This window comes from Frankia sp. AvcI1, from assembly GCF_001420875.1.
Classification (GTDB): domain Bacteria; phylum Actinomycetota; class Actinomycetes; order Frankiales; family Frankiaceae; genus Frankia; species Frankia alni.
On sequence record NZ_LJFZ01000032.1, the window covers coordinates 1 to 20301 of the forward strand.

General features: G+C 73.8%; 13 protein-coding genes, 1 tRNA gene and 14 pseudogenes. 25 read left to right on the top strand and 3 right to left on the bottom strand.

What is annotated here, in order from left to right; genetic code table 11:
• From UK94_RS33090 to der, 5 genes and pseudogenes are all read left to right on the top strand, one after another.
• Nucleotides 1-120, top strand: a pseudogene (locus UK94_RS33090) (prephenate dehydrogenase/arogenate dehydrogenase family protein); the annotation flags it as partial.
• A gap of 255 nt (nt 121-375) precedes the next feature.
• On the top strand, nt 376-1179 hold the full coding sequence (cmk, locus tag UK94_RS25720) for a (d)CMP kinase (protein ID WP_041939089.1): 804 nt from the start codon (nt 376-378) through the stop codon (nt 1177-1179).
• 96 nt (nt 1180-1275) lie between these two features.
• Nucleotides 1276-1627: pseudogene (locus UK94_RS65555) on the top strand (lysophospholipid acyltransferase family protein); the annotation flags it as partial.
• Between the two features lies 1 nt (nt 1628).
• Nucleotides 1629-1994, top strand: a pseudogene (locus tag UK94_RS65560) (lysophospholipid acyltransferase family protein); the annotation flags it as partial.
• Between the two features lie 49 nt (nt 1995-2043).
• Entirely contained in the window at nt 2044-3534 is a 1491-nt protein-coding gene (der, locus tag UK94_RS25730) for a ribosome biogenesis GTPase Der (RefSeq protein ID WP_231861597.1), read from the top strand.
• Nucleotides 3535-4394: 860 nt separating this feature from the next.
• On the opposite strand, the pseudogene UK94_RS65575 reads toward der, so the two are convergent.
• Nucleotides 4395-4851, bottom strand: a pseudogene (locus UK94_RS65575) (NAD-dependent epimerase/dehydratase family protein); the annotation flags it as partial.
• 114 nt (nt 4852-4965) lie between these two features.
• Between UK94_RS65575 and UK94_RS25740 the strand changes: the two are divergent.
• A complete protein-coding gene (locus UK94_RS25740; RefSeq protein WP_235489884.1) occupies nt 4966-5505 on the top strand; it encodes a TetR family transcriptional regulator in 540 nt (179 codons plus the stop codon).
• A gap of 1999 nt (nt 5506-7504) precedes the next feature.
• Here UK94_RS25740 and UK94_RS25750 read toward each other — a convergent pair.
• Both UK94_RS25750 and UK94_RS25755 read right to left on the bottom strand, forming a co-directional pair.
• Nucleotides 7505-7578 (bottom strand) — tRNA-Pro (locus UK94_RS25750).
• Nucleotides 7579-7740: 162 nt separating this feature from the next.
• Entirely contained in the window at nt 7741-8352 is a 612-nt protein-coding gene (locus tag UK94_RS25755; RefSeq protein ID WP_041939091.1) for a hypothetical protein, read from the bottom strand.
• A gap of 354 nt (nt 8353-8706) precedes the next feature.
• On the opposite strand from UK94_RS25755, the gene UK94_RS25760 reads away from it, so the two are divergent.
• The 19 genes and pseudogenes from UK94_RS25760 to UK94_RS65630 all read left to right on the top strand — a co-directional run.
• Nucleotides 8707-9834, top strand: a complete 1128-nt coding sequence (locus tag UK94_RS25760; protein ID WP_157734444.1) for a class F sortase — start codon at nt 8707-8709, stop codon at nt 9832-9834.
• A gap of 885 nt (nt 9835-10719) precedes the next feature.
• Nucleotides 10720-11249 (top strand): annotated as a pseudogene (locus UK94_RS65580) (glycoside hydrolase); the annotation flags it as partial.
• Nucleotides 11250-11343: 94 nt separating this feature from the next.
• Nucleotides 11344-11617 (top strand): annotated as a pseudogene (locus UK94_RS65585) (NlpC/P60 family protein); the annotation flags it as partial.
• A 1-nt stretch (nt 11618) separates the two neighbouring features.
• Nucleotides 11619-11724 (top strand): annotated as a pseudogene (locus UK94_RS65590) (NlpC/P60 family protein); the annotation flags it as partial.
• Nucleotide 11725: 1 nt separating this feature from the next.
• Nucleotides 11726-11829 (top strand): annotated as a pseudogene (locus tag UK94_RS65595) (glycoside hydrolase); the annotation flags it as partial.
• Nucleotides 11830-12115: 286 nt separating this feature from the next.
• The coding region (locus tag UK94_RS65600) for a CDP-alcohol phosphatidyltransferase family protein (RefSeq protein WP_235489887.1) at nt 12116-12453 on the top strand (338 nt) is incomplete at its 3' end.
• A gap of 1 nt (nt 12454) precedes the next feature.
• Nucleotides 12455-12769 (top strand): annotated as a pseudogene (locus UK94_RS65605) (CDP-alcohol phosphatidyltransferase family protein); the annotation flags it as partial.
• A gap of 18 nt (nt 12770-12787) precedes the next feature.
• Nucleotides 12788-13914 (top strand): NDP-sugar synthase (locus UK94_RS65610; protein WP_235489935.1); only part of this gene is annotated, 1127 nt, incomplete at its 3' end.
• A gap of 1 nt (nt 13915) precedes the next feature.
• Nucleotides 13916-14057: pseudogene (locus tag UK94_RS65615) on the top strand (hypothetical protein); the annotation flags it as partial.
• A 1-nt stretch (nt 14058) separates the two neighbouring features.
• Nucleotides 14059-14181, top strand: a pseudogene (locus tag UK94_RS65620) (hypothetical protein); the annotation flags it as partial.
• A gap of 1 nt (nt 14182) precedes the next feature.
• Nucleotides 14183-15274, top strand: a pseudogene (locus tag UK94_RS65625) (mannose-1-phosphate guanyltransferase); the annotation flags it as partial.
• 344 nt (nt 15275-15618) lie between these two features.
• Nucleotides 15619-16479 (top strand): DUF881 domain-containing protein, encoded by an 861-nt coding sequence (locus UK94_RS25780; protein ID WP_055751924.1) that lies wholly within the window; start codon nt 15619-15621, stop codon nt 16477-16479.
• Nucleotides 16476-16808: a DUF1290 domain-containing protein gene (locus tag UK94_RS25785; RefSeq protein WP_011603434.1), complete on the top strand. Its 333-nt coding sequence runs from the start codon at nt 16476-16478 to the stop codon at nt 16806-16808. Before UK94_RS25780 ends, UK94_RS25785 begins: the two co-directional genes overlap by 4 nt.
• Nucleotides 16809-17173: 365 nt before the next feature.
• Nucleotides 17174-17944 (top strand): DUF881 domain-containing protein, encoded by a 771-nt coding sequence (locus UK94_RS25790; RefSeq protein WP_095213005.1) that lies wholly within the window; start codon nt 17174-17176, stop codon nt 17942-17944.
• 96 nt (nt 17945-18040) lie between these two features.
• Complete coding sequence (gcvH, locus tag UK94_RS25795) at nt 18041-18421, top strand: glycine cleavage system protein GcvH (RefSeq protein ID WP_041939094.1); 381 nt, start codon at nt 18041-18043, stop codon at nt 18419-18421.
• Between the two features lie 294 nt (nt 18422-18715).
• Nucleotides 18716-19195 (top strand): FHA domain-containing protein (locus UK94_RS25800; protein WP_235489889.1); only part of this gene is annotated, 480 nt, incomplete at its 3' end.
• Nucleotide 19196: 1 nt separating this feature from the next.
• Nucleotides 19197-19261 (top strand): annotated as a pseudogene (locus tag UK94_RS75100) (hypothetical protein); the annotation flags it as partial.
• A 16-nt stretch (nt 19262-19277) separates the two neighbouring features.
• Nucleotides 19278-20031 (top strand): MerR family transcriptional regulator (locus UK94_RS25805; RefSeq protein ID WP_235489891.1); only part of this gene is annotated, 754 nt, incomplete at its 3' end.
• A 178-nt stretch (nt 20032-20209) separates the two neighbouring features.
• Nucleotides 20210-20301, top strand: a pseudogene (locus UK94_RS65630) (bifunctional nuclease family protein); the annotation flags it as partial.

The window sequence follows — 20301 nt, forward strand, 5'->3', positions numbered from 1 at the left end:
TTCGAGCACAGCCTGGACGCACCGGCCGGCATCGTCGAACTCGCCGTCGATCCGGCGGTCGCGGACAGTCTCGTCGACCGGCTCACAGCCACCGGATGGACGGCATACCGACGATCCTGATGCGGTACCGAGTAGCCTGATCCGGGTTGCCCGCGACGGTCCCCGCCGCGGCGCGACCGACGGGTTGACGCCACCGGCCCGCCCTTCGGCCCGGTTCGCGTGCCGGGAGTCGTCCGACGGTCATCGTCCGGTGATCGTGGCCGGCGGGCCGGCCACCGCCCTCGCGGTGGGCGAGGGTCGGGGCGGACGCGGCGCGGTAAGGGGTCCGCGGGGCGCGACCCGACGATTCTCAGGTGTCCGGGACGGAGGAATCGGGTGAAGCCCGAGCACGGGTCTGCGCTGTCGGCGGGCGGGAGCGCCGCCGACGGGGTGAAGGGAACGTCCGCGCCGCTCGGGTCCGAGGCAGGCGCGTCCGCGCTTGCCGACGGCCCGGTCGAGGGGCTGATCGTGGCGGTCGACGGTCCCGGCGGATCGGGAAAGAGCACGGTGGCCCGCGAGCTCGCGCGGCGCCTCGGGCTGCGCTATCTCGACACCGGGGCGATGTACCGCGCCGTCACCCAGCTCGCGCTGGAGCGGCGCATCGACATCGAGGATCCGCAGGCGGTCGCGGAGCTCGCCGAGCGGGCCGTGCTCTCCGTCGGCACCGACCCGGACGAGCCGTCGATCGCCGTCGACGGGGTCGGCGTCGACGCCGAGATCCGCACCAGGGCGGTCACCAACGCGGTCAGCGCCATCGCCGCGGTGCCCGCGGTGCGGGCGCGCCTCGTCGCCCAGCAGCGCCAGGTGATCGCCGCCACCCGGCCCGGGGGCATCGTCGTCGAGGGCCGCGACATCGGTTCCGTCGTTGCGCCGGACGCCCAGATCAAGGTGTTCCTCACCGCGTCGACGGAGGTGCGGGCGCTGCGCCGGTCGCGTCAGCTCGGCGAGAAGGGCGTCGACGACGTCGCGCGGACGCTGGCCGAGCTGGACCGCCGCGACGCGCTCGACTCGAGCCGCGCCGCCGACCCGCTGGCCGTCCCCGAGGGGGCGATCGTGCTGGACTCGACGGCCCTGTCCGTCCCCGAGGTGGTCGACGAGGTCCTCAAGCGCTGCGGGCAGTCGTCGAACGTGGCGACGTGACGGGCCCCGACCAGGCCGCGGACGACACGACCACCCGGCCGACCCCCGAGGCCATCCTGCCGGCGCCCGAGACCGTTCGGCCGGCGCCCGAGTCCNCCCGGCCGACCCCCGAGTCCACGCGGCCGGCCTCCGGGACGGGGCTGCTGCACCGGGGCGCCGCCTCGCCGGTCTACAACGACCTGCCGCACCGCGTGCTCAAGCCCGGCGTGCGGCAGGTCATCAACCGGCTGATCATGCGGGTGACCCTGGAGGGACTCGAACACGTCCCCCGGGACGAGCCGCTGATCTTCGCCGGCAACCACAGCAGCTGGCTGGACGGCCCGCTGGTGGTCATCGAGTCGCCGCGCACCGTGCGCTGCCTGGTCAAGTCGGAGATGTACACCCGGATCGTCGGCCGCCTGCTGCTGATCAGCGGGCAGATCCCGATCGACCGGGGCCGCCCCGACCGNGAGGCGCTGCACACCGCGCTCGACGAGCTGTCCCGCGGCGGCGCGATCGGCGTCTTCCCGGAGGGCACCCGGGGCAGCGGGGAGATGGCCGCGGTCCAGCACGGCATCGCCTACCTCGCCGTCCACGGCCGCTGCCGGGTGCTCCCCGTAGCCTGTATCAACACCGGCGACGCCCTGCCCAAGGGCGCGCGCTGGCCGCGCCGCTCGGTGCAGGTCAGGGTGGTCTTCGGTAAGCCGTTCGAGGTCGACGTGCCGGCGAACCCGCGCTCGCGCCGGGCGCTCGCCGCCGTCGCCGAGGACATCCGGGTGCGGTTGCTCGATCATCTCGAGACCGCCCGCGCCTCCCCGGGCGCATCCGCCGCGTGATCATCGTAGATCACCGGTCCCGACGACAGGTGTGGCAGTGATGGCAGTGATGAGCAGACAGGACGCAGCGATGGACGGCGCCGAGGCGGCATCCGGCGACGACCTTCGGAACGCCGACCTTCGAGGCGCCGAGCTGGGAGCCGACGAGCTGGGAGCCGACGAGCTGGGAGCCGACGAGCTGGGAGCCGACGAGCTGGGCCCGGTCACCGGCCAGCCGGTCGTGGCCGTCGTCGGGCGGCCCAACGTGGGCAAGTCGACGCTGGTCAACCGGATCCTCGGCCGCCGCGCCGCCGTGGTCGAGGACGTGCCCGGGGTGACCCGCGACCGCATCGCCTACGACGCGGTGTGGAACGGCCGCCGGTTCACCCTCGTCGACACCGGCGGGTGGGAACCCGACGCCTCCGGGCTCGCCGCGCAGGTCTCCGAGCAGGCGTCGGCGGCGCTCGACACCGCCGACGCGGTGCTGTTCATCGTCGACGTGACGACCGGGGCCACCGACGCCGACGAGGCCGTCGCCCGGGTGCTGCACCGCAGCGGCCTGCCGGTGATCCTGGTGGCGAACAAGGTCGACGACAACCGGTTCGAGTCCGACGCCGCCGCCCTGTGGGGGCTCGGGCTCGGCGAGCCCCACCCCGTCTCGGCGCTGCACGGCCGTGGCAGCGGTGACCTGCTCGACGCCGTGCTCGCCGTGCTGCCCGAGGCGCCGCGCGAGGTTTTCACCGAGACCGACGGCCCGCGCCGGGTCGCCCTGATCGGCCGACCCAACGTCGGCAAGTCCAGCCTGCTCAACAAGATCGCCGGTAGCCGCCGCTCGCTCGTCCACGACGTGGCCGGCACCACCCGCGACCCGGTGGACGAACTCGTCACCGTCGGCGGCGAGGAGTGGATGTTCATCGACACCGCCGGCCTGCGCCGGCGGATCCGCGAGGCGTCCGGCGCCGAGTACTACTCGTCGCTGCGCACGGCCGCGGCGCTGGAGGCCGCGGAGGTCGCGATCGTCCTGCTCGCCGCGGACGAGCCGCTCACCGAGCAGGACCAGCGGGTCATCACCATGGTGATCGAGGCGGGCCGGGCGCTCGTCATCGCCTTCAACAAGTGGGACCTCGTCGACGAGGACCGCCGGTACACCCTCGAACGGGAGATCGACCGCGACCTCGGCCGGATCGCCTGGGCCCCGCGGGTGAACATCTCCGCCCGCACCGGGCGGGCCACCGACCGGCTGGCCCCGGCGCTGCGCACCGCGCTGGAGTCCTGGGGCACCCGGATCCCGACGGGCCGGCTCAACACCTGGCTCGGCGAGGTCGTCGGCGCCACCCCGCCGCCCGCGCGCGGCGGCAAGGTGCCGAAGATCCTGTTCGCCACCCAGGCCGGCGTGCGCCCCCCACGCTTCGTGGTGTTCACCACCGGCTTCCTGGAGCCGGCCTACCGCCGCTTCCTGGAGCGCCGCCTGCGCGAGGATTTCGGCTTCGCCGGCTCACCCATCGCCATCTCGGTCCGCGTCCGTGAACGCGGCGACCGCCGCAGCCCCACCGCCGGCTGACCCGCGGCGCAGGCGCGGGACGCACCAGGTGTCCCGTGCCTGCCCGGACGTGGAACGTCGTGGGATGGACGCTGCCCGACGGGGTGCGTGCCCGGTGGGTCCTTGCCTGGCGCCGAATCTCTGGTGCGGTGCTGAGACCCGATCAGCGCGCCGCCTTCCTGGGGGCACGAGCTCTGTTCGTNGAGGGCTTGGTCGCCGGCGTGTTCCACCCGTCGTTACGGGTGAAGGGATACCAGTCGAAGCCGGGCTGGTACGGGATGACCTGGGCACCAGACGGCCGAGCCCTGTGGCGCTACGGCGACCTCATCCCGGGGCAGCCTGGCCCGCATAGCGAGTGGCTCCAGATCGGCACCCACAAGATCTTCCGCTGGACGACCTCGGCCAAGATCCAGCACGTCTTCGCNCTCAGCTCTGTTCGAAGTAGTGGCCGTGCGTCAGGTCGTCGATGAGTCCTGGGTGCGCAGGCTCCCATCCGAGCAGCTTCCGCGTCACCTCGCTGGAGGTCGGGTTGTCCACCCCGACGAACGCGCCGAGGAAGGCGAAGCGCTCGGCGGCGTCGGAGGCGGCGATGCTGACCGTGGGGACGCCGGCCCCGCGCCCGATGGCGGCGGCGATGTCGCGGAAGGGGATGCCCTCGTCCGNGACCGCGTGCAGGCGGCTCCCGGCCGGGGCGTCCTGCAGGGCCAGCAGGTAGACCCGTGCCGCGTCGAGCGTGTGCACCGAAGGCCACCGGTTGGCCCCGTCTGCCACGTAGCCCGACACGCCGGACTGCCGGGCGATGCCGATCAGGATGTGCGCGAAGCCGTGGTGATCGAGCGAGCTGTGCACGATCGGAGGCAGCCGGACGATCGACGACCGTNCCCCGCGGTCGGCGAGCCCGATCACGAAGTTCTCCGCGTCGACCCGCGGACCGCCGCTGGCGACGTCGGCCTCGGTTCCCGGTCGTCCGACGATGCCCGCGAGGGTGAGCATGAGCGTGCCGGAGGAGGTGACCAGCGGCTTGCCCGTCCCCTCGAGCGCCGATGCGAGCGCGGTGATGGCGGCGAGGTCGGCGGCGACCGCGGCGGCGAAGTTGCCGGCCCCCATCAGGTCGTGCTTGAAGGCGAGGTGGATGACGCCGTCGGCCGCCGCGGCGGCCACGCGCAGCCCGTCGAGATCGTCCAGGTCGCCGCGGCAGACGTCGGCGCCGGCGGCCGTGAGTGCCTCGGCCGAGCTGTCCGAACGAGCCAGCCCCACGACCTGATGTCCCGCCCGCAGCAGCTCGGGCACGACCGCCGAACCGATGTGCCCGGACGCGCCGGTCACGAAAACACGCATGGGAAACCCTCTCGGAACGACTGATGTCACCTGGTGCCATCACCCTAACATGGTCATGACGCCAGGTGACATCGCTAGGCTTGTCACATGGGCAGATGGCAGCCGGATGCGCGCGTGCGGTTGCAGGAGGCGGCCCTGGCCCTCTACGGCGAGCGTGGGTACGAGGAGACGACCGTCGCGGAGATCGCGCAACGCGCCGGGCTGACCAAGCGCACGTTCTTCCGGTATTTCGCGGACAAGCGCGAGGTGCTGTTCTGGGGCTCCGAGTTGCTGGAGCAGCAGATGGTGGCCGCCATCGAGGCCGCCCCCGCGCCCGTGTCGCTCCTGCGCCTGATCGCCGCGGCGCTGGAGGCCGCCGCCGTCCGGTTCGAGGAGGTCCGCGAGTTCGCCGGCCCGCGGCACCGGATCATCGCCGCCAGCCCCGAGCTACGGGAACGCGAGCTGATCAAGGCGGCCTCCCTGGCCGCCGCCATGGCACAGGCCCTGCGCGCACGGGGATTCGGCGACACCGCCGCCACCCTCGCCGCCCACCTGGGCACGACCGTCATGCACGTCGCCTTCACCCAGTGGATCGACGACCCGGCCCGCAGACCCTTCCAGCAGATCGCCGGGGACGCCCTGGCGCACCTGCGGGAGATCGCCTCCGCCGAGTAGTCCNGGCCGGCTGCGCCACGGAGACCGGCGGCGACTACCCCGTCGGCGTGGGTCTGACCCGTCGGCGTGGGTCAGACCCGTCGGTCCGGACGGGCGGGCCCCTCCGGGTCGGCCGCGGCGTAGGCGCGGGCGAGGTGGTCGCCGAGTCCGGTGATCGCCTCCCGGGCCGTCTCGACGGGTGGCTTGTGGGTGTAGCCGTGGTCGACGTCGGGGAAGCNGTGATAGGTGACGTCGGCCCCGGTGGCGCGCAGCTTCTCGGCGAAGATCTGACCGTCGGCCTCGAGGGAGTCGAGCCCGCCGGTGGTGACCAGGGTCGGCGGGAAGCCGGAGAGGTCCGGGGCGAGCGCGGGAGAGGCGAGGGGTTCGGCGCGGGTGGCCGGGTCGGGGAAGTAGGCCTTCTGCACAAGCCGCAGCAGCCGCGGGCCGATGGCGGGAAACCTCTTCGGCGAGGTGCGGGCGTGCGGGTCGAGGCCCACGTCGGTGACGCCGAACCCGACGGCCAGGGCGACCGGCAGGAACGCCCCGGCGTCGCGGGCCTGCTGGACGACGTTGATCGCGAGTTTCGCGCCGGCGCTGTAGCCGCCGACGGACAGCCGTTCGCCGTCCCAGCCCCGCTCGGCGCCGTGCGTATGGGCCCAGGCGGCCACGTCGTAGGCCTGGTGCTCGGCGACGGGGTAGGTGACGTCGGGGGCGGTGTCGTAGTCGGGGACGAGGACCGCGGCGCCGACGTCGGCGGCGAGGTAGCGGCAGACGTGGTCGTCCTGCTCGGGCCTGCGGACGATGAACGCGCCGCCATGGAGCTGCACGTGCACCGGCGGGGGCGCTGCGGTGCCCGCGGGCCGGTAGAGCAGGCAGCGGACGGGGCCGTGCCGGGTGGGCACCGTCACGGTCTCGGGGTCGGCAACCGTCCCGCTGGCGAACCGCAGGGACTTCGGCGGGCGTGCGACGAGGGTGAAACCCGTGCGCATGACGCGGGCGGCCAGGCGGGTCCCGAGGCCGGGGGTGGGGCCGGTGGTCAAGGTCTGTCTCCTGGGGCGGGTCCGGGCTCCGGTGGCGGGTCCGGATCCGGCGTCGAGCGTGCGGGGCAGCGGCGCTGTCTGTCACTTCTACAGGCGTCGCGGCCATCGCTGCCATCCGCTGTCTGCTGCGCCTCGCTGCCGTCGGCTGCCGACGGCTCAGCAGGGTCGGACGATCGCGTCGTACGCCGCGTAGCCGCCGGCCACGATGTCCTGCACGTCTCGCGGTCGCTGCGGCGCGCGGAAGGAGTTGCGGTGCGGTGGGCACAGTTCTCGGGCTCGGACCGCACAGAACGCACCGCAATCGGCCCCGCACCGGCAGACCCCCGACCACCGCAAACGACCGGATGTGGCGGCACTGCTGGTGGCAGAAGAAATCGCCCCGGAACCGGTCCGGCGGCACCCAGTGGTCCGGCTCATCGTTCGAGATCTGCACCAAGAACCGGTGCGGCGCGTCAACATGAAGGAAAGGTGAGGCCGCGGCACATGAGAGCCCGTTGGGGTTCCAGCCAAGGGCGGGCCCGAGGACCGCTGCGAATTCGGGGCGAGTCAGCCCAAGCGTTTGAAGCGCATTACACCGGCCGGCTTGGTCCTCGTCCTCGATCAGACCATCCGGGGCAGCCTGATGGACAGGAGCCCGGCCAGGACCGGCGGGCAACAGAAGGAGGACCGCCGCACGGAGGGAGAACGGGACGAACGCCGTTCGGGCGATCTTCTTTACGGTAAGAAGTCGCGGCGAGCCCCGCGAGGCGGAGCGCCGCCCACGCTGCCTTGGGATTCAGCCCGAGCAGTCCCGCCAAAGACCGCCAACCACGCTTCGCCACCGATCCCGCGAGGGGCTTCGCCACCGATCCCGCGAGGGGAGGGGGACCGCGAGGGTGGAGCGAAGCTCCCCCTCGCCCCGCGAGGCGAAGCCGAGCAATGAATAAAGGGTGAGGCCCCAGCCTGCGCTCTCCGCAGGCACACCTCACCCCTCACCCGTGTCGGGACGACAGGATTTGAACCTGCGACCCCCAGACCCCCAGTCTGGTGCGCTACCAAGCTGCGCCACGTCCCGTACGTCGACAACATTACCGGATCGGCGGCCGGGTGTGGTGACCGGGGGTCGCGTCAGCGTCGACGCGACCCCCGACCCTCGTGCGCGGGCCCCGCGTGGGACCAGGCCGAGGCCATCACCCACGAGGGTGTTCGTGCGGCTGCCGGCCGCGACGGGGAAGGGTCAGGCCGCACCCTGGGCGCGTCGCCGAGCCACCCCCGCACCGATCAGCAGGGCGCCGACGGTGGCACCGGCCAGTGGGAGCAGGGGCGAGGACCCGCGGTCGGCCATGCCGCCGCCGCCGGCGGCCACACCGCCCGGGCCGCCGGCGCCGACGACGCCGACACCCACGCCGGCGACGACGCCGACCGGGCAGTCGCGGTTGCGGTCCTTGTCCTTGTCCTTGTCATCCCAGTTGAACCAGTCGTCGTCCTTGCCGTCCCGGCCGTCCCGGCCGTCCCGGCCGTCCCGGTCGTCCTTGCCGTCCCGGCCGTCCCGGCCGTCCCGGTTGCCGTCCAGGTTGTCGGCACGCCTCTGCTTGTCACCGCCGTCCCTGTTGTCGAAGCCATCCCTGTTGTCGAAGCCGTCCCGGCCGTCCCGGCCGTCCTTGCCGTCCCTGTTGCCCTTGTCGCCGAAGATGTCCCAACCGTCGTCCTTCTTGTCGTCGCAACGGTTGTTTCTGTCCTTGTCGTCGAAGGCGTGGGCGGCGGCCAGGCCGGGCCCGAAGGTGAGGGCGACGCTCGCTGCACTCGACATCGCGAGAACGGCGGCGCTCCGGCCCATACCCTTCTTCATCTGGTCCCCTCTCTCACTTACGGTGATCCGTTTGTCACTGCGAGTGACACCATAGCGACTGCGTGTGGGGATGCGCGGCAAGCGGGCCGGGCGTGGTGCGAGCGGCCCGGCCGGCGCGAGAAACGCCTGGCCGGCTGGATTTCACGGTCTGTCCCGCCGTCGACCGGGATGGCGGGCGTGGGCGACGGCCGGCTCTCGGCTCGTCGGTGCAGGATCACCGATTGTGTTCGGCTTGCTCGCTACAGTGACGGTCGGTGAAGGGGCTGCGGCCGGGGCGCAGGCAGAACCGGTGGCGCGTACGGCAGACGGCCAGCGGCCAGCGGCGTGCGGCGTGTGGATCGGGCGGGAGGGACTGTGGAAGGCGAGACCAACGACGGCCACCGGAAGCCTGCCAGCGGACCGGTCCCCGTCGCCGCGGCCACGCGGCGCCCCCTGCTGTGGCGCGGGCTGCTCCTCGTGGGCCTGGTGCTCATCGTCGGCAGCGGATTCCGGCTGGCGGAACCGGCACTCGACGCCGTCCGCGGCGGTTCCGGGACGGATGCGGCGGCCGACCTGCCGGACATCCCGCCGCCCCCGCCCCCGCCGCCGGCGGCCTCCGCGGGACCCGCGATCGGTCTGCCGCCCGCGCTGGTCGAGCAGCCGGTGGTCGTCATCAACGATCCCGTCCGACTGCGTATCCGGCGGATGGGGATCGACGCGCCGATCACCCATCTCGGCCTGAGCCCGGACGGTTCGGTCGCGGTACCGAAGGCGTGGGGCGACGTCGGCTGGTTCGACCGCGGTCCCGCGCCGGGTGGCATCGGACCGGCCGTCCTCGTCGGCCACTACGACTCCACCACGGGGCCGGCGGTCTTCTACCGCCTGCCCCAGCTCGTCCCCGGCGACCGGATCGAGGTCGCCGGGCGGACCGGGGCCGCCCAGGCGTTCATCGTCGACCGCAAGGAGGACGTGTCGAAGGCGGCGTTCCCGAGCCAGCGCGTCTACGGACCGGTGGCCCGGCCGGAGCTGCGCCTGATCACCTGCGGCGGCGCCTTCGACCACAAGACCAAGCACTACCTCAACAACGTCGTGGTCTACGCGCATGCGGACACGTTCGCGGGCCCCGCTCCCGGCGCGCCCGCGGGACCCGCCCCGGCGGCGCCGGCGACGGGCGGGAAGCCGGCCGCCCCGCCGAGCAGCGCCCCGCTGGGCAGCGCCCCGCTGGGCAGCGTCCCGCCGGGCGCCGCCATCGGGCCGACCCGCACCGCGGCCGTTGCGCCGGCCGGTGGCGGTACCGGCCCGTCGGCCGGCGCGGCGGGCGCACTCACCCACGCGCCCGCCGTCCCGCCCGCTCGGGCCGCCCGCCCGCCGGCCGGCGCGGCCGCCGTGCCGCCCGCAGGCGCCGCCGCGGTTCCCGCTTCGACGGCGCATGCTGGCACGTTGGTGCTGCCGGGCGCGAGTTCGGGCGGTGGGTCACCGGCGGCGGGGGGTCCGTTCCGGTAGGTCCCGGNGGTGCGGTCCCGGCGGCACCGGGCGTCCCCGCAGCGGGTGCGGGCGCGGCCGCGGGGACTCCCTGAGCCGCACCGGCGGCCCGGCGGCGGCAGGGGTAGCGGATGTCCCCGGCCCACGCCGGCGGCCTCGCGGCGGTGACGGCGAGGGCGAGGGNGAGGGAATTCCCCCGGGTCGATCCGGCGGCTGACCGTTCCGCTTTTCGCCGGCGCCGCGCGGGGCGGGAGGACACCCGTCCTTCGATACGCCTACGGCGTCCGGCAAGGGCGTGGCGGCGGCCCGTCCGGTCCCGGAACGATGCCTTTCCCGCGGTTCGCGGAACCGGCGGGGACCCCGATTCCGGCCGCCCCGGGGTGGCTCGCCGGATCACCTGCGCAGCGTCACCCGAGACGCGGATCAGTACACCGCTGGTCGCGGCCCACCCAACCGACTGTCACGGCGGCAGGGGTCGAGGGGTGTCGCAGCCCGACCGTCNTCACGAGACGTGAGTGCGGTGGCACATCTTGCTGAGGAGGGGGTGCTTTCCGGTGGCGTGTCCGAGCGTTGGGTTCGGGGTGGTTGCCGACCCTGCTGGTATGTCCATTATGGTCGTCGACAGCACTTCTGTTCCGGCCGTTCATCGCAGTCTGGAATATGAAGTGCTGGTTACGTGCCATGCGAACAGCGATACCCGTCGGACCGATGCGCCTAGTCCTGCCCCCGGTTCGGCGGCCCCTCCGAGTATGTCGGGGCAGGCGCGGGGGACCCATGGTCCTGGAGGTGGCTGCCGCAGGCGGCGCCGTCCCCAGGGGTGGAGCCGATAGGTCCGCGCGGCCGGCACCGGGCTCCCCGGCCCGACTCCCGGCAGCTCACCTCGTAGGCGCACGGGAAGGACACGCCTTGCCCCGTCGTGGTATGGCCTGGCTACCGGAGGACTGGGAACAGTTCGTTCGCAGCCGCCAGCGGCCGCCGGCGCCCCGCGCCTCCTCAGGCTCCGGCGCGGTCCGCCGCCGTACCACCCCTCCGCCCCGGCGGGCCGCCACCATCGCCGCGTTCACGACCGGGACGCTCGCCGCGTCGACGGCCGCCTTCGCCGCGACCGTGCCTGCCGGGACCGACGGTGCGGCCTCCCTGGACGCGGGCACGCCGATCCACGAGGCCGCGATGGTCGACGGGCACGGGCACGGGCACGGGGACGTCGGCGACCTGACCGGGGCGCGCACCCTCGCGCCGCTGGCCACCGCGATCGCCGACCACGACCCGGTGTTCACCAACGTCTCCATCAGCGCGGACAAGTCGACCGTCGCGCCGAACACCCCCGTCGTGCTGACGGTGCGCGCCACCGAGGCCGACACCGGCGCCCCCCTGTCGGGCCAGGACGTTCGCATCGTGGTCGTGAACGGGCCGCAGTGGCAGACCTCGACGCGCCTNCACACCGACGCCAACGGGACCGCCCAGATCACCGCCCGGCTGCTGTCCACCACGACCATCACCGCCGTCTTCGACGGGTCGAGCGCGCTGCGNCCATCCCTCGCCGGCGCCGCCACCGTGACGATCGCCAGCCCGGTGCGGGGCGCGGGCGGGCTCGGCGGGTTCGGCTCCGGTTCCGGTTCCGGGTCGGTCATCGACCAGGCCATCCCCACGGTGATCCCGGGCAGTTCGATCGGCGAGAAGGCCGTCTACCTGGCCTCGCTGAACAAGGGCAAGCCGTACGTGTGGGGCGCCGAGGGGCCCTACTCCTTCGACTGCTCGGGCCTGGTCCAGTACGTGTTCAAGCAGCTCGGCCGGTCCCTGCCGCNCACCGCGCAGGGGCAGTACAACGTCTCGACGAAGGTGCCGCAGTCCGGCAAGCAGCCCGGCGACCTGATCTTCTACGGCACCCCGGGCAACATCTACCATGTCGGCNTCTACGCCGGGAACGGCTACATGTGGGCCGCGCCGCAGACCGGCGGCGTCGTCTCGCTGCGTCCGATCTACAGCTCCACCTACAAGGTCGGCCGCATCCACTGACGGCGCCGGCTCGGCGCCGGGCGACGCCGATCCGCGCGGGGCGGTGCCGGGCAGCCGTGCCGAGCGGCCCTGCCGGGTCCGACGGACCCGTGGCGACGGCCATCCGCTAGCGTCAGCGCTGTCCGGACTGCCGATCGGGCGGCCCACGCGCGACCGGGCGGCCCCGGCGGCGCCGTGCCCGCGGGGCAAACCCGCGGGTGCACCGGGCGCGGTGGGCGCCCGCTCACCGCACCCCGCGGCACCTGCCGCCGAGCCGGTCGAAGCGCCGGTGGAGGAGGGACGTCGCATGACCGCGCCCACCCCGCAGCCCACGGCGTCCGAGCCGGTGCCGCCGGACCGGGTGTGGACGATCCCCAACGCGCTGTCGGCACTGCGGCTGCTCGGCGTGCCGGTGTTCCTCTGGCTGGTGCTCGGGCCGGAGGCGGACGGCGCGGCGCTGGGGATCCTCGCGTTCGCCGGGGTCAGCGACTACCTCGACGGCAAGCTCGCCCGCGCGCTCAACCAGACCAGCCGCCTCGGCGTGCTGCTCGACCCGCTCGCCGACCGCCTCTACATCCTGTCCACGATCATCGCGCTGACCGTGCGCGAGATCGTGCCGATCTGGCTGGCCGTCCTGCTGCTGGCNCGCGACGTGGCGCTGCTCGCCCTGCCGCCGCTGCTGCGGCGCATCGGCGCGGGGGTCGCCCTGCCCGTGCACTACCTGGGCAAGGCGGCGACGTTCAACCTGCTCTACGCCTTCCCGCTGTTGCTGCTCTCCGCCGGTGACTCGTGGCTGGCGACCGCGGCCCGCCCGCTCGGATGGGCGTTCGCGATCTGGGGTACTGCTCTGTACTGGTGGTCCGGCCTGCTCTACTTCGTCCAGGCCGGCCAGCTCGCCCGGCGCTACCGGGCCCACACCCGGACCGGTGCCCACCCCGGGGCCGGCGAGAGCGGGAGGTAAGCGGTGAGAGCCGTCGTCATGGCGGGCGGCGAGGGCACCCGGCTGCGTCCCCTGACCGCCAACCTGCCCAAGCCGCTGCTGCCCGTCGTCAACCGTCCGATCATGGAGCATGTGCTGCGGCTGCTCAAGCGGCACGGCTTCGACGAGACGGTCGTGACGGTCCAGTTCCTGGCCTCGATGATCCGCACCTACTTCGGCGCCGGCGACGAGCTCGGCATGCACCTGTCCTACGCCACCGAGACGACCCCGCTGGGCACCGCCGGCAGCGTGAAGAACGCCGAGGACGCCCTGCGTGACGAGGCGTTCCTCGTCATCAGCGGCGACGCGCTGACCGACATCGACCTCACCGACCTCGTCGCCTTCCACCGCCGCCAGGGCGCACTCGTCACCGTGGCGCTCAAGTCGGTGCCCGACCCGCTGGAGTTCGGCATCGTCATCACCGGCGAGGACGGGCGCATCCAGCGCTTCCTGGAGAAGCCGACCTGGGGGCAGGTCTTCTCCGACACGGTCAACACCGGGATCTACGTGATGGAACCCGAGGTCCTCGCGCACGTGCCGCCCGGCGAGGCGGTCGACTGGTCCGGCGACGTCTTCCCCCGCCTCGTCGAGGCCGGCGCGCCGGTGTTCGGTTACGTCGCGGCCGGCTACTGGGAGGACGTCGGCACCATCGCGAGCTTCCTGCGCGCCCAGGCCGACGTGCTCAACCGGCAGGTCGACGTCGAGATCGACGGCTTCGAGGTCTCGCCCGGCGTGTGGGTCGGCGAGGACGCCGAGGTGCACCCCGACGCCATCCTCAAGGGCCCGCTCGTCGTCGGCGACTACAGCAAGGTCGAGGCCGGCGCCGAGCTGCGCGAGTTCACGGTGCTCGGCAGCAACGTCCTGGTCAAGAGCGGTGCCTTCCTGCACCGGGCGATCGTCCAGGACAACGCGCTGATCGGTCCGCAGACCAACCTGCGCGGCTGCGTGATCGGCAAGAGCACCGACGTGCTGCGGGCGGCCCGGATCGAGGAGGGCGCCGTCATCGGCGACGAGTGCGTCGTGCGGGAGGAGGCGTTCGTCTCCCACGACGTGAAGGTCTACCCGTTCAAGACGATCGAGGCCGGGGCGGTCGTCAACACCTCGGTCATCTGGGAGTCCCGCGGGCANCGTTCCCTGTTCGGCCCGCGCGGCGTGTCCGGCCTGATCAACGCCGAGATCACCCCCGAGCTCGTCGTGCGCATCGCCGGCGCCTACGCCACGACCCTGAAGAAGGGCGCCACCGTCACCACGGCGCGCGACGGTTCGCGGGNCGCCCGCGCTCTCAAACGGGCCGTCATCAGCGCGCTGACCGCCGGGGCCATCAACATCCGCGACCTCGAGGTGTCGCCGATGCCCGTCACCCGGTTCGACGTCCGCTCCTCCAACGCGGCCGGNGGGATCATGGTGCGCACCGCCCCGGGCGACCCCGAACGCATCGACATCCTCTTCCTCGACGCCGACGGCGACGACCTGTCCCCGGCCGCCCAGCGCAAGCTCGACCGGGTCTTCTCCCGGCAGGACTTCCGCCGCGCCTTCCCCGGCGAGATCGGCGACCTGCGCTTCCCCGCCCGCACCCTGGACCTCTACATCCAGGACCTGCTCGACCGCGTCGACACCACCGGCCTCGCCGAGGCGGACCTGAAGATCGTCGTCGATCCGTCCGGCGGCTCCGCCTCGCTCGTGCTGCCCACCCTGCTCGGCCGGCTCGGCGTCGACGTGCTGACCGTCAACGGGCGGGTCGACGAGATCATCCCTGCGCACAGCGCCGCCGACGACCTGCGGGCGACCGACCGCCTCGGCGCGCTGGTCGCCAGCTCCGGCGCGGCCTTCGGGGTGCGCTTCGACCACGTCGGCGAGCGCATCGCCATCGTCGACGAGCGGGGCGACCTCATCGACGACGACCGGGCGCTGTTGGTCTTCCTCGACCTCGTGGCCGCCGAGAACCGGGGCGCCGAGGTCGCCCTGCCGGTCACCACCACCCGGGTGGCCGACCAGGTGACCCACTTCCACGGACTGACCGTGCGGCGGACCTCCCTGTCGGCGGCGGCCCTGACCCGCGTCGCCCGCGAGGAGGGCGTCGTGTTCGCCGCCGACGGCCGGGGCGGCTTCGTCGTCGGCGAGTTCGCCCCCGCCATCGACGGGCTCGCGGCGTTCGTGAAGCTGCTGACCCTCGTCGCGCGGACCCGGCTGACGCTGTCCGCGATCGACGCCCGGATCCCGTCCATCGCCATCCTGCGCCGCTCCGTGCCCACCCCCTGGGCGGCGAAGGGCACGGTCATGCGGCGCATCGTGGAGTCCGTCGATCCCGACGCCGGCCAGACCCTGGACACCACCGACGGCGTGCGCATCGTCTCCCCGGACGGTTCCTGGGTGCTGGTGCTGCCCGATCCCAGCGAGGCCGTCACACACCTGTGGGCCGAGGGGGCGGACCTGAGCGAGGCCCACCAGCTCCTGCGCCACTGGGCCGAAGTGGTCGAGGCGCCGTAGCCCTGGCCGAGTGCGGCCGAGCCCGGGTGAAGCCGCTTGCGGTGCGGTTCGCGCGGACTGGAGCCGGCGGACGATACACCTCGCACCGCACACGCCTCGCGCGTACCGCGACCGGCGGGTCACCGGTGACACGCCCCGCCCAACCGGGGGCGTGCCGACGACCCACGGCACGCGCGGGACGACCGCGGTCGGCGATGGCGGGCCGCCGGTCGGTCAGAATGCCGAATGTGCGGGATCGGACCGGATGGCGATGGCCAGAGGCGATTTACCCCGCCGGCGGCTGTGCACTGCCCGGGTCCGCCGTGCTCCGCGGCACCTCCGAGCCCCTGCCGGCGGAGCTCGCCATGCTCCTCGACGACCCGCCGCGCCGACTCCCCCCGCGCGCCGAGCCGGGCCCGGGCGCCGAGCCGGGCCCGGGGGGTCGGGGATGGTTGCGGCCGGTGGCGCTGGTGCTGGCGTTGGCGCTGCTCGGCGGGGTGATCGCGATCGGGGCGCGGCGTGCCGCCGTCACCGCCGACGCCCGCGACCGGCTCGTGGCGACCCTGCGCGTGCAGGTCGGCGAGCGTTCCGTGGCGCTGGCGGGCACGCAGGACCGGGTCGGGCGGCTGCGGTCGCAGCTCGCGGTGGCCCGCGAACAGCGCCGCCGCGCCGAGCGCGACCAGGCCGGTGCTGCCGCGGACGTCGCGGCGCTCGGACCCGTGACGGGCTCGGCCGCCGTGACGGGCCCCGGCGTGCGCATCACCATCACCGACCGGCTGGCCGGCGGCTCCGGCGGCGCAGACCCCCGGGTGTCGGCGTCCGGCACCCCCCGACCGCGCCAGACCGGCCCGACGACCGCCCCGGGCGTGGTCGCCCCGGGACGCATCCAGGATCACGACCTGGCCGACCTGGTGAACGTGCTGTGGATCTCCGGAGCCGAGGCGATCGCGATCAACGGAGTGCGGCTGACGGCGCTCAGCGCGATCCGGGCGGCGGGGGACATCGTGCTGATCAACTTTGTCCCGGTGCTGGCGCCGTACGCGGTCGAGGCCGTCGGTGACCCGCTTCGGCTGGTGCGGCGGGTGGATCAGTCGGCGGTGGTCGACCGGCTGCGCCACCGTCCCGGCTCTCCCGTGACCTCCCTGACGGCGTCCGCCGCCGCGTCCCTGACCCTGCCCGCGGCGCCGTCACCGGTGCTGCGCCATGCCCGACGGAGCGGATCATGATTGCCCTGCTGGCCCTCGTGCTCGGTGTGGTGGCCGGACTGCTGCTGGGACCGAGTGCCCCGGACTGGTTGGACCCCTATCTGCCGGTCGCGGTCGTCGCGGCGGTCGACGCCGCCCTCGGCGCCGCGCGATCGCTGGTCGAGCGGACGTTCGACGACCGGGAGTTCATCGTCTCCTTCCTCTCCAACGTGGTGATCGCCGTTCTGCTCGTGCTGCTCGGCGATCTGATCGGCTTCGGCGGTGCGCTGTCGACGGCGGTCGTCGTCGTGCTGGGCATCCGGATCTTCACGACCGCGACGGTCCTGCGCCGTGCGCTGATCAGGCTCTGACGATGACGGCGAGCGCGGCGCAGCCCCCGCGACCCGAGTCCGCCGGCGAGTCCTCGGCCGAGNCGCCTGCCGGCGCCCGCACGGACCCGGCGCCGCCGGCGTCCGGCGAGCCCGCCGCCGCACAGTCCGACGCCGCACAGCCCGCTGTCCCGGAGTCCGCCGTCCCGGAGCCCGACAGCCCCGAGTCCGCCGTCCCGGAGCCTGACAGCCGAGAGCCCGCCGCCCCCGAGCCCGCCGCCCCCGAGCCCGCCGGCCCCGAGCCCGCCGGCCCCGAGCCCGCCGGCCCGGGGCCTGAGCCGGGCATCGGCGACGTGGCCGCGGCGGCGGCTGCCGCGCCGTCCGGGGCGGGACCGAGGCCTCGCGGGATGCGGCTGAGCCGGGCGGTGACCCTCGTCCTGCTGGCCGCGCTCGGCTTCGGCGGGGTCGTCGCGGCGCGTTCGGCGGACCCCTCGTTCTCCCTGGCCACGGCCCGCCCGGACGAGCTCGCCGCCAGCCTCGGCGCGATCGGCGCCGAGGATCGGGCGCTCGCGTCGCAGGAGGCGCGCCTGCGCCGCGAGGCAGCCGGCGCGGGTGGGGCGGCATCGCCCGGGGCGTCGCCGGCACCGGGCGGGAGCTCGGGGCCGGGCCGCGGGCCGGGGGCCACAGCGGATGCGGCGTCGGGCGCCGGGGCCGGCGCCGGTGCCGCTGGCGGGGCGGACGCCGAGCGTGCGCGGGCCGACGAGCTGGCGATCCTGGCCGGGACGGTGCCGGTCGGCGGGCCCGGGCTGGAGCTGACCATCCGGGACCCCCACCGGGCGGTCGACGCCTCGGTGCTCGTCGACGCGCTGCAGGAACTGCGCGACGCGGGCGCGGAGGCCATCGAGATCGCCGGGGTGCGGGCGATCGTGTCGACCTACATCGCCGACGAGCCGGGGCACGGGCTGATCGTGGACGGGACGTCGGTCGCCGCGCCGTACGTCCTGCGGGTGGTCGGTGATGCCCACACCCTCGACCAGGCGCTGCGGATCCCGGGTGGGGTGCTCGATACGGTAGCGGCGCGGGACGGGGCGCAGGCCAGCGTCCGGACCTTCGGGCACCTGGAGATCCGTGCGCTGCGGCCCGCGCCCAGTCCCCGCTACGCTCGCCCGGCCGGATAGCTCCGCCGCCGCGCGGGTCGTCTGGCGACGGGGCCGGCTCCACGGCTCCCGCCGGCGCTGGTCGGAGTGATGCGGATCAAGGGGAGGCGATCTCCGGTGTACCCGGACGACCTGAAGTACACCCGTGAGCACGAGTGGATCCGGCTCACCGGGAGCACGGCCCGGGTGGGCATCACCGCCTACGCGCAGGAGGCGCTGGGCGACATCGTGTTCGTGCAGCTGCCCGAGGTCGGCACCACCGCCGCGGCGGGGGAGCCCTTCGGCGAGGTCGAGTCGACCAAGAGCGTCTCGGAGATCTACGCGCCGGCCGGCGGTGAGATCACTGCCTGCAACGAGGCGTTGGTGAACGCGCCCGAGTTGATCAACTCCGATCCGTACGGGGACGGCTGGCTGGTCGAGTTCACGTTCACGGACACCGGCGCCCTCGAGGGTCTGCTGGACGCCGGCGAGTACACGGAGCACGTGAAGGAGCACTGACGGTATCGGCTGTGTCCCGATGGCGGGCGGTGGGTGACGCCACGCCGAACAACACGGGTCGCACCCTTTTCACGAGCGTGCCCCCGATGCACTAGCCTCGGGGTGCACCGGGGCACGGNCGTGGACGGCCCAGCCGTCGGCATGTGATCATCCCGGTGGTGGGGGTGGGCTGAGGACGTCTGGCTACCACCATCGCAAGTGCTGGTAGAGACGTTCCCGCCGCCTGTCCGGCGGCGGCCGAGGCGGCTGGCGAACCTCGCTCACGCGGGGTCCCGGCAGGAAGCGGACGCGACTGTGTTCTGCACGAGGTGCGGACAGCAGAACCCGTCCGACGCGCTGTATTGCGCGCGGTGCGGGTCCCCTCTGGTACGTCCGGGTGAGCCCGTGGCGCCGGAGCGGCCCGCCGAACAGACATCGACGCTGAATCTGGCCGCCGCGCTCTCCGGGATCGAGGGCGATCACGTCGACGAGTCGACGGAGCGCGACGCCGTCGCCGCCGTCGACGCGCTGCCGCCCGGTTCGGCGCTGCTGGTCGTCAAGCGCGGGCCGAACGCCGGCAGCCGGTTCCTGCTGGACGCCGACATGACCACCGTCGGGCGTCATCCCGAGAGCGACATCTTCCTCGACGACGTCACCGTCTCGCGCCGGCACGCGGAGTTCCACCGCTCGCCGTACACCAAGGGCTTCTCGGTGCGCGACGTCGGCAGCCTCAACGGCACGTACCTCAACCGGGAGCGCATCGACTCCGCCGAGCTGACCAGCGGCGACGAGGTGNAGATCGGGAAGTTCCGGCTGGTGTTCCTGACCGGGGCGAGCTACGGGGGGTCAGCGGCGCGGTGAGCGGGAGGGACCCACGGTGAGCGGCTTCGCTGCGGCGTCGCCGGCCCCGCGCCCGAACGGGCCCGGTCGGGACCGGTCCGGTTCGGGCGCGAAGGTGCTCAACATCGGCCAGGTCCTGGAGCGGCTGCGGGCCGACTTCGCCGACATCACCCTGTCGAAGATCCGTTATCTGGAGGCGGAGGGGCTCGTCGAGCCGGCTCGTACGAGCGCGAACTACCGCAAGTACTCGGCCGACGACGTGGCCCGGCTCCGGTACGTCCTGCACGCGCAGCGGGAGCGGTTCCTCCCGCTGCGCGTCATCAAGGAGGAGCTGGCCTCCCTCGACCGCGGGGAGACGCCGGTGCACCGCCCCGGCCCCCGTGCGGTGCCCCCGCATCCGGCTCCTGGCGGCCTGGACGCCATCCTCGGGGTGGAAAGGGTCAGGATGTCCCGCCGGGAGCTCCTGGCGGCCGTGGGGCTCGACGAGGAGGAGCTGGCGGACCTGGAGCGCCACGGCCTGGTCGCCCCGATCGCGGGCGGCGGGTACTACGACTCCGACGCCGTGGTCGTCGCGCGCACGGTCGCGCTGCTCGCCGGGCACGGCGTGCAGGCCCGGCATCTGCGGGCCGCCCGGACGGTGGCCGATCGTGAGGCTGGTCTCATCGAGGCCGCCACCGCTCCGCTGCGGGGCCAGCGCGGCTCGGACAACGCCGGGCGGCAGGCGGAGACCGCCGATGAGCTGGCGGCCTTGCTGGTCCGGCTGCATGCGGCCCTGCTGCGGTCCCGGCTGGNGGCCGGTCGGTCGAGCTGACCGGGTGGTCGGGGCCGGGGCCGAAGTGCCCTGCCGGGCAGCGGAACCGGTGGGCGCGCTGACGCCGGGCGGATGCGGGGATACTGTCTCCCCTGTGGGGTTTTCTGGCTCCGGTCACATCATCCCGCCCTGCCCCACCTGCGCGAGGAGGTAGATCGGTGCATCGGCTGGACATCGTCGGCGTGCGAGTCGAGCTTCCGTCGAAGCAGCCGATCGTCCTGCTCAAGGAGGTGGGCGGTGAGCGGTATCT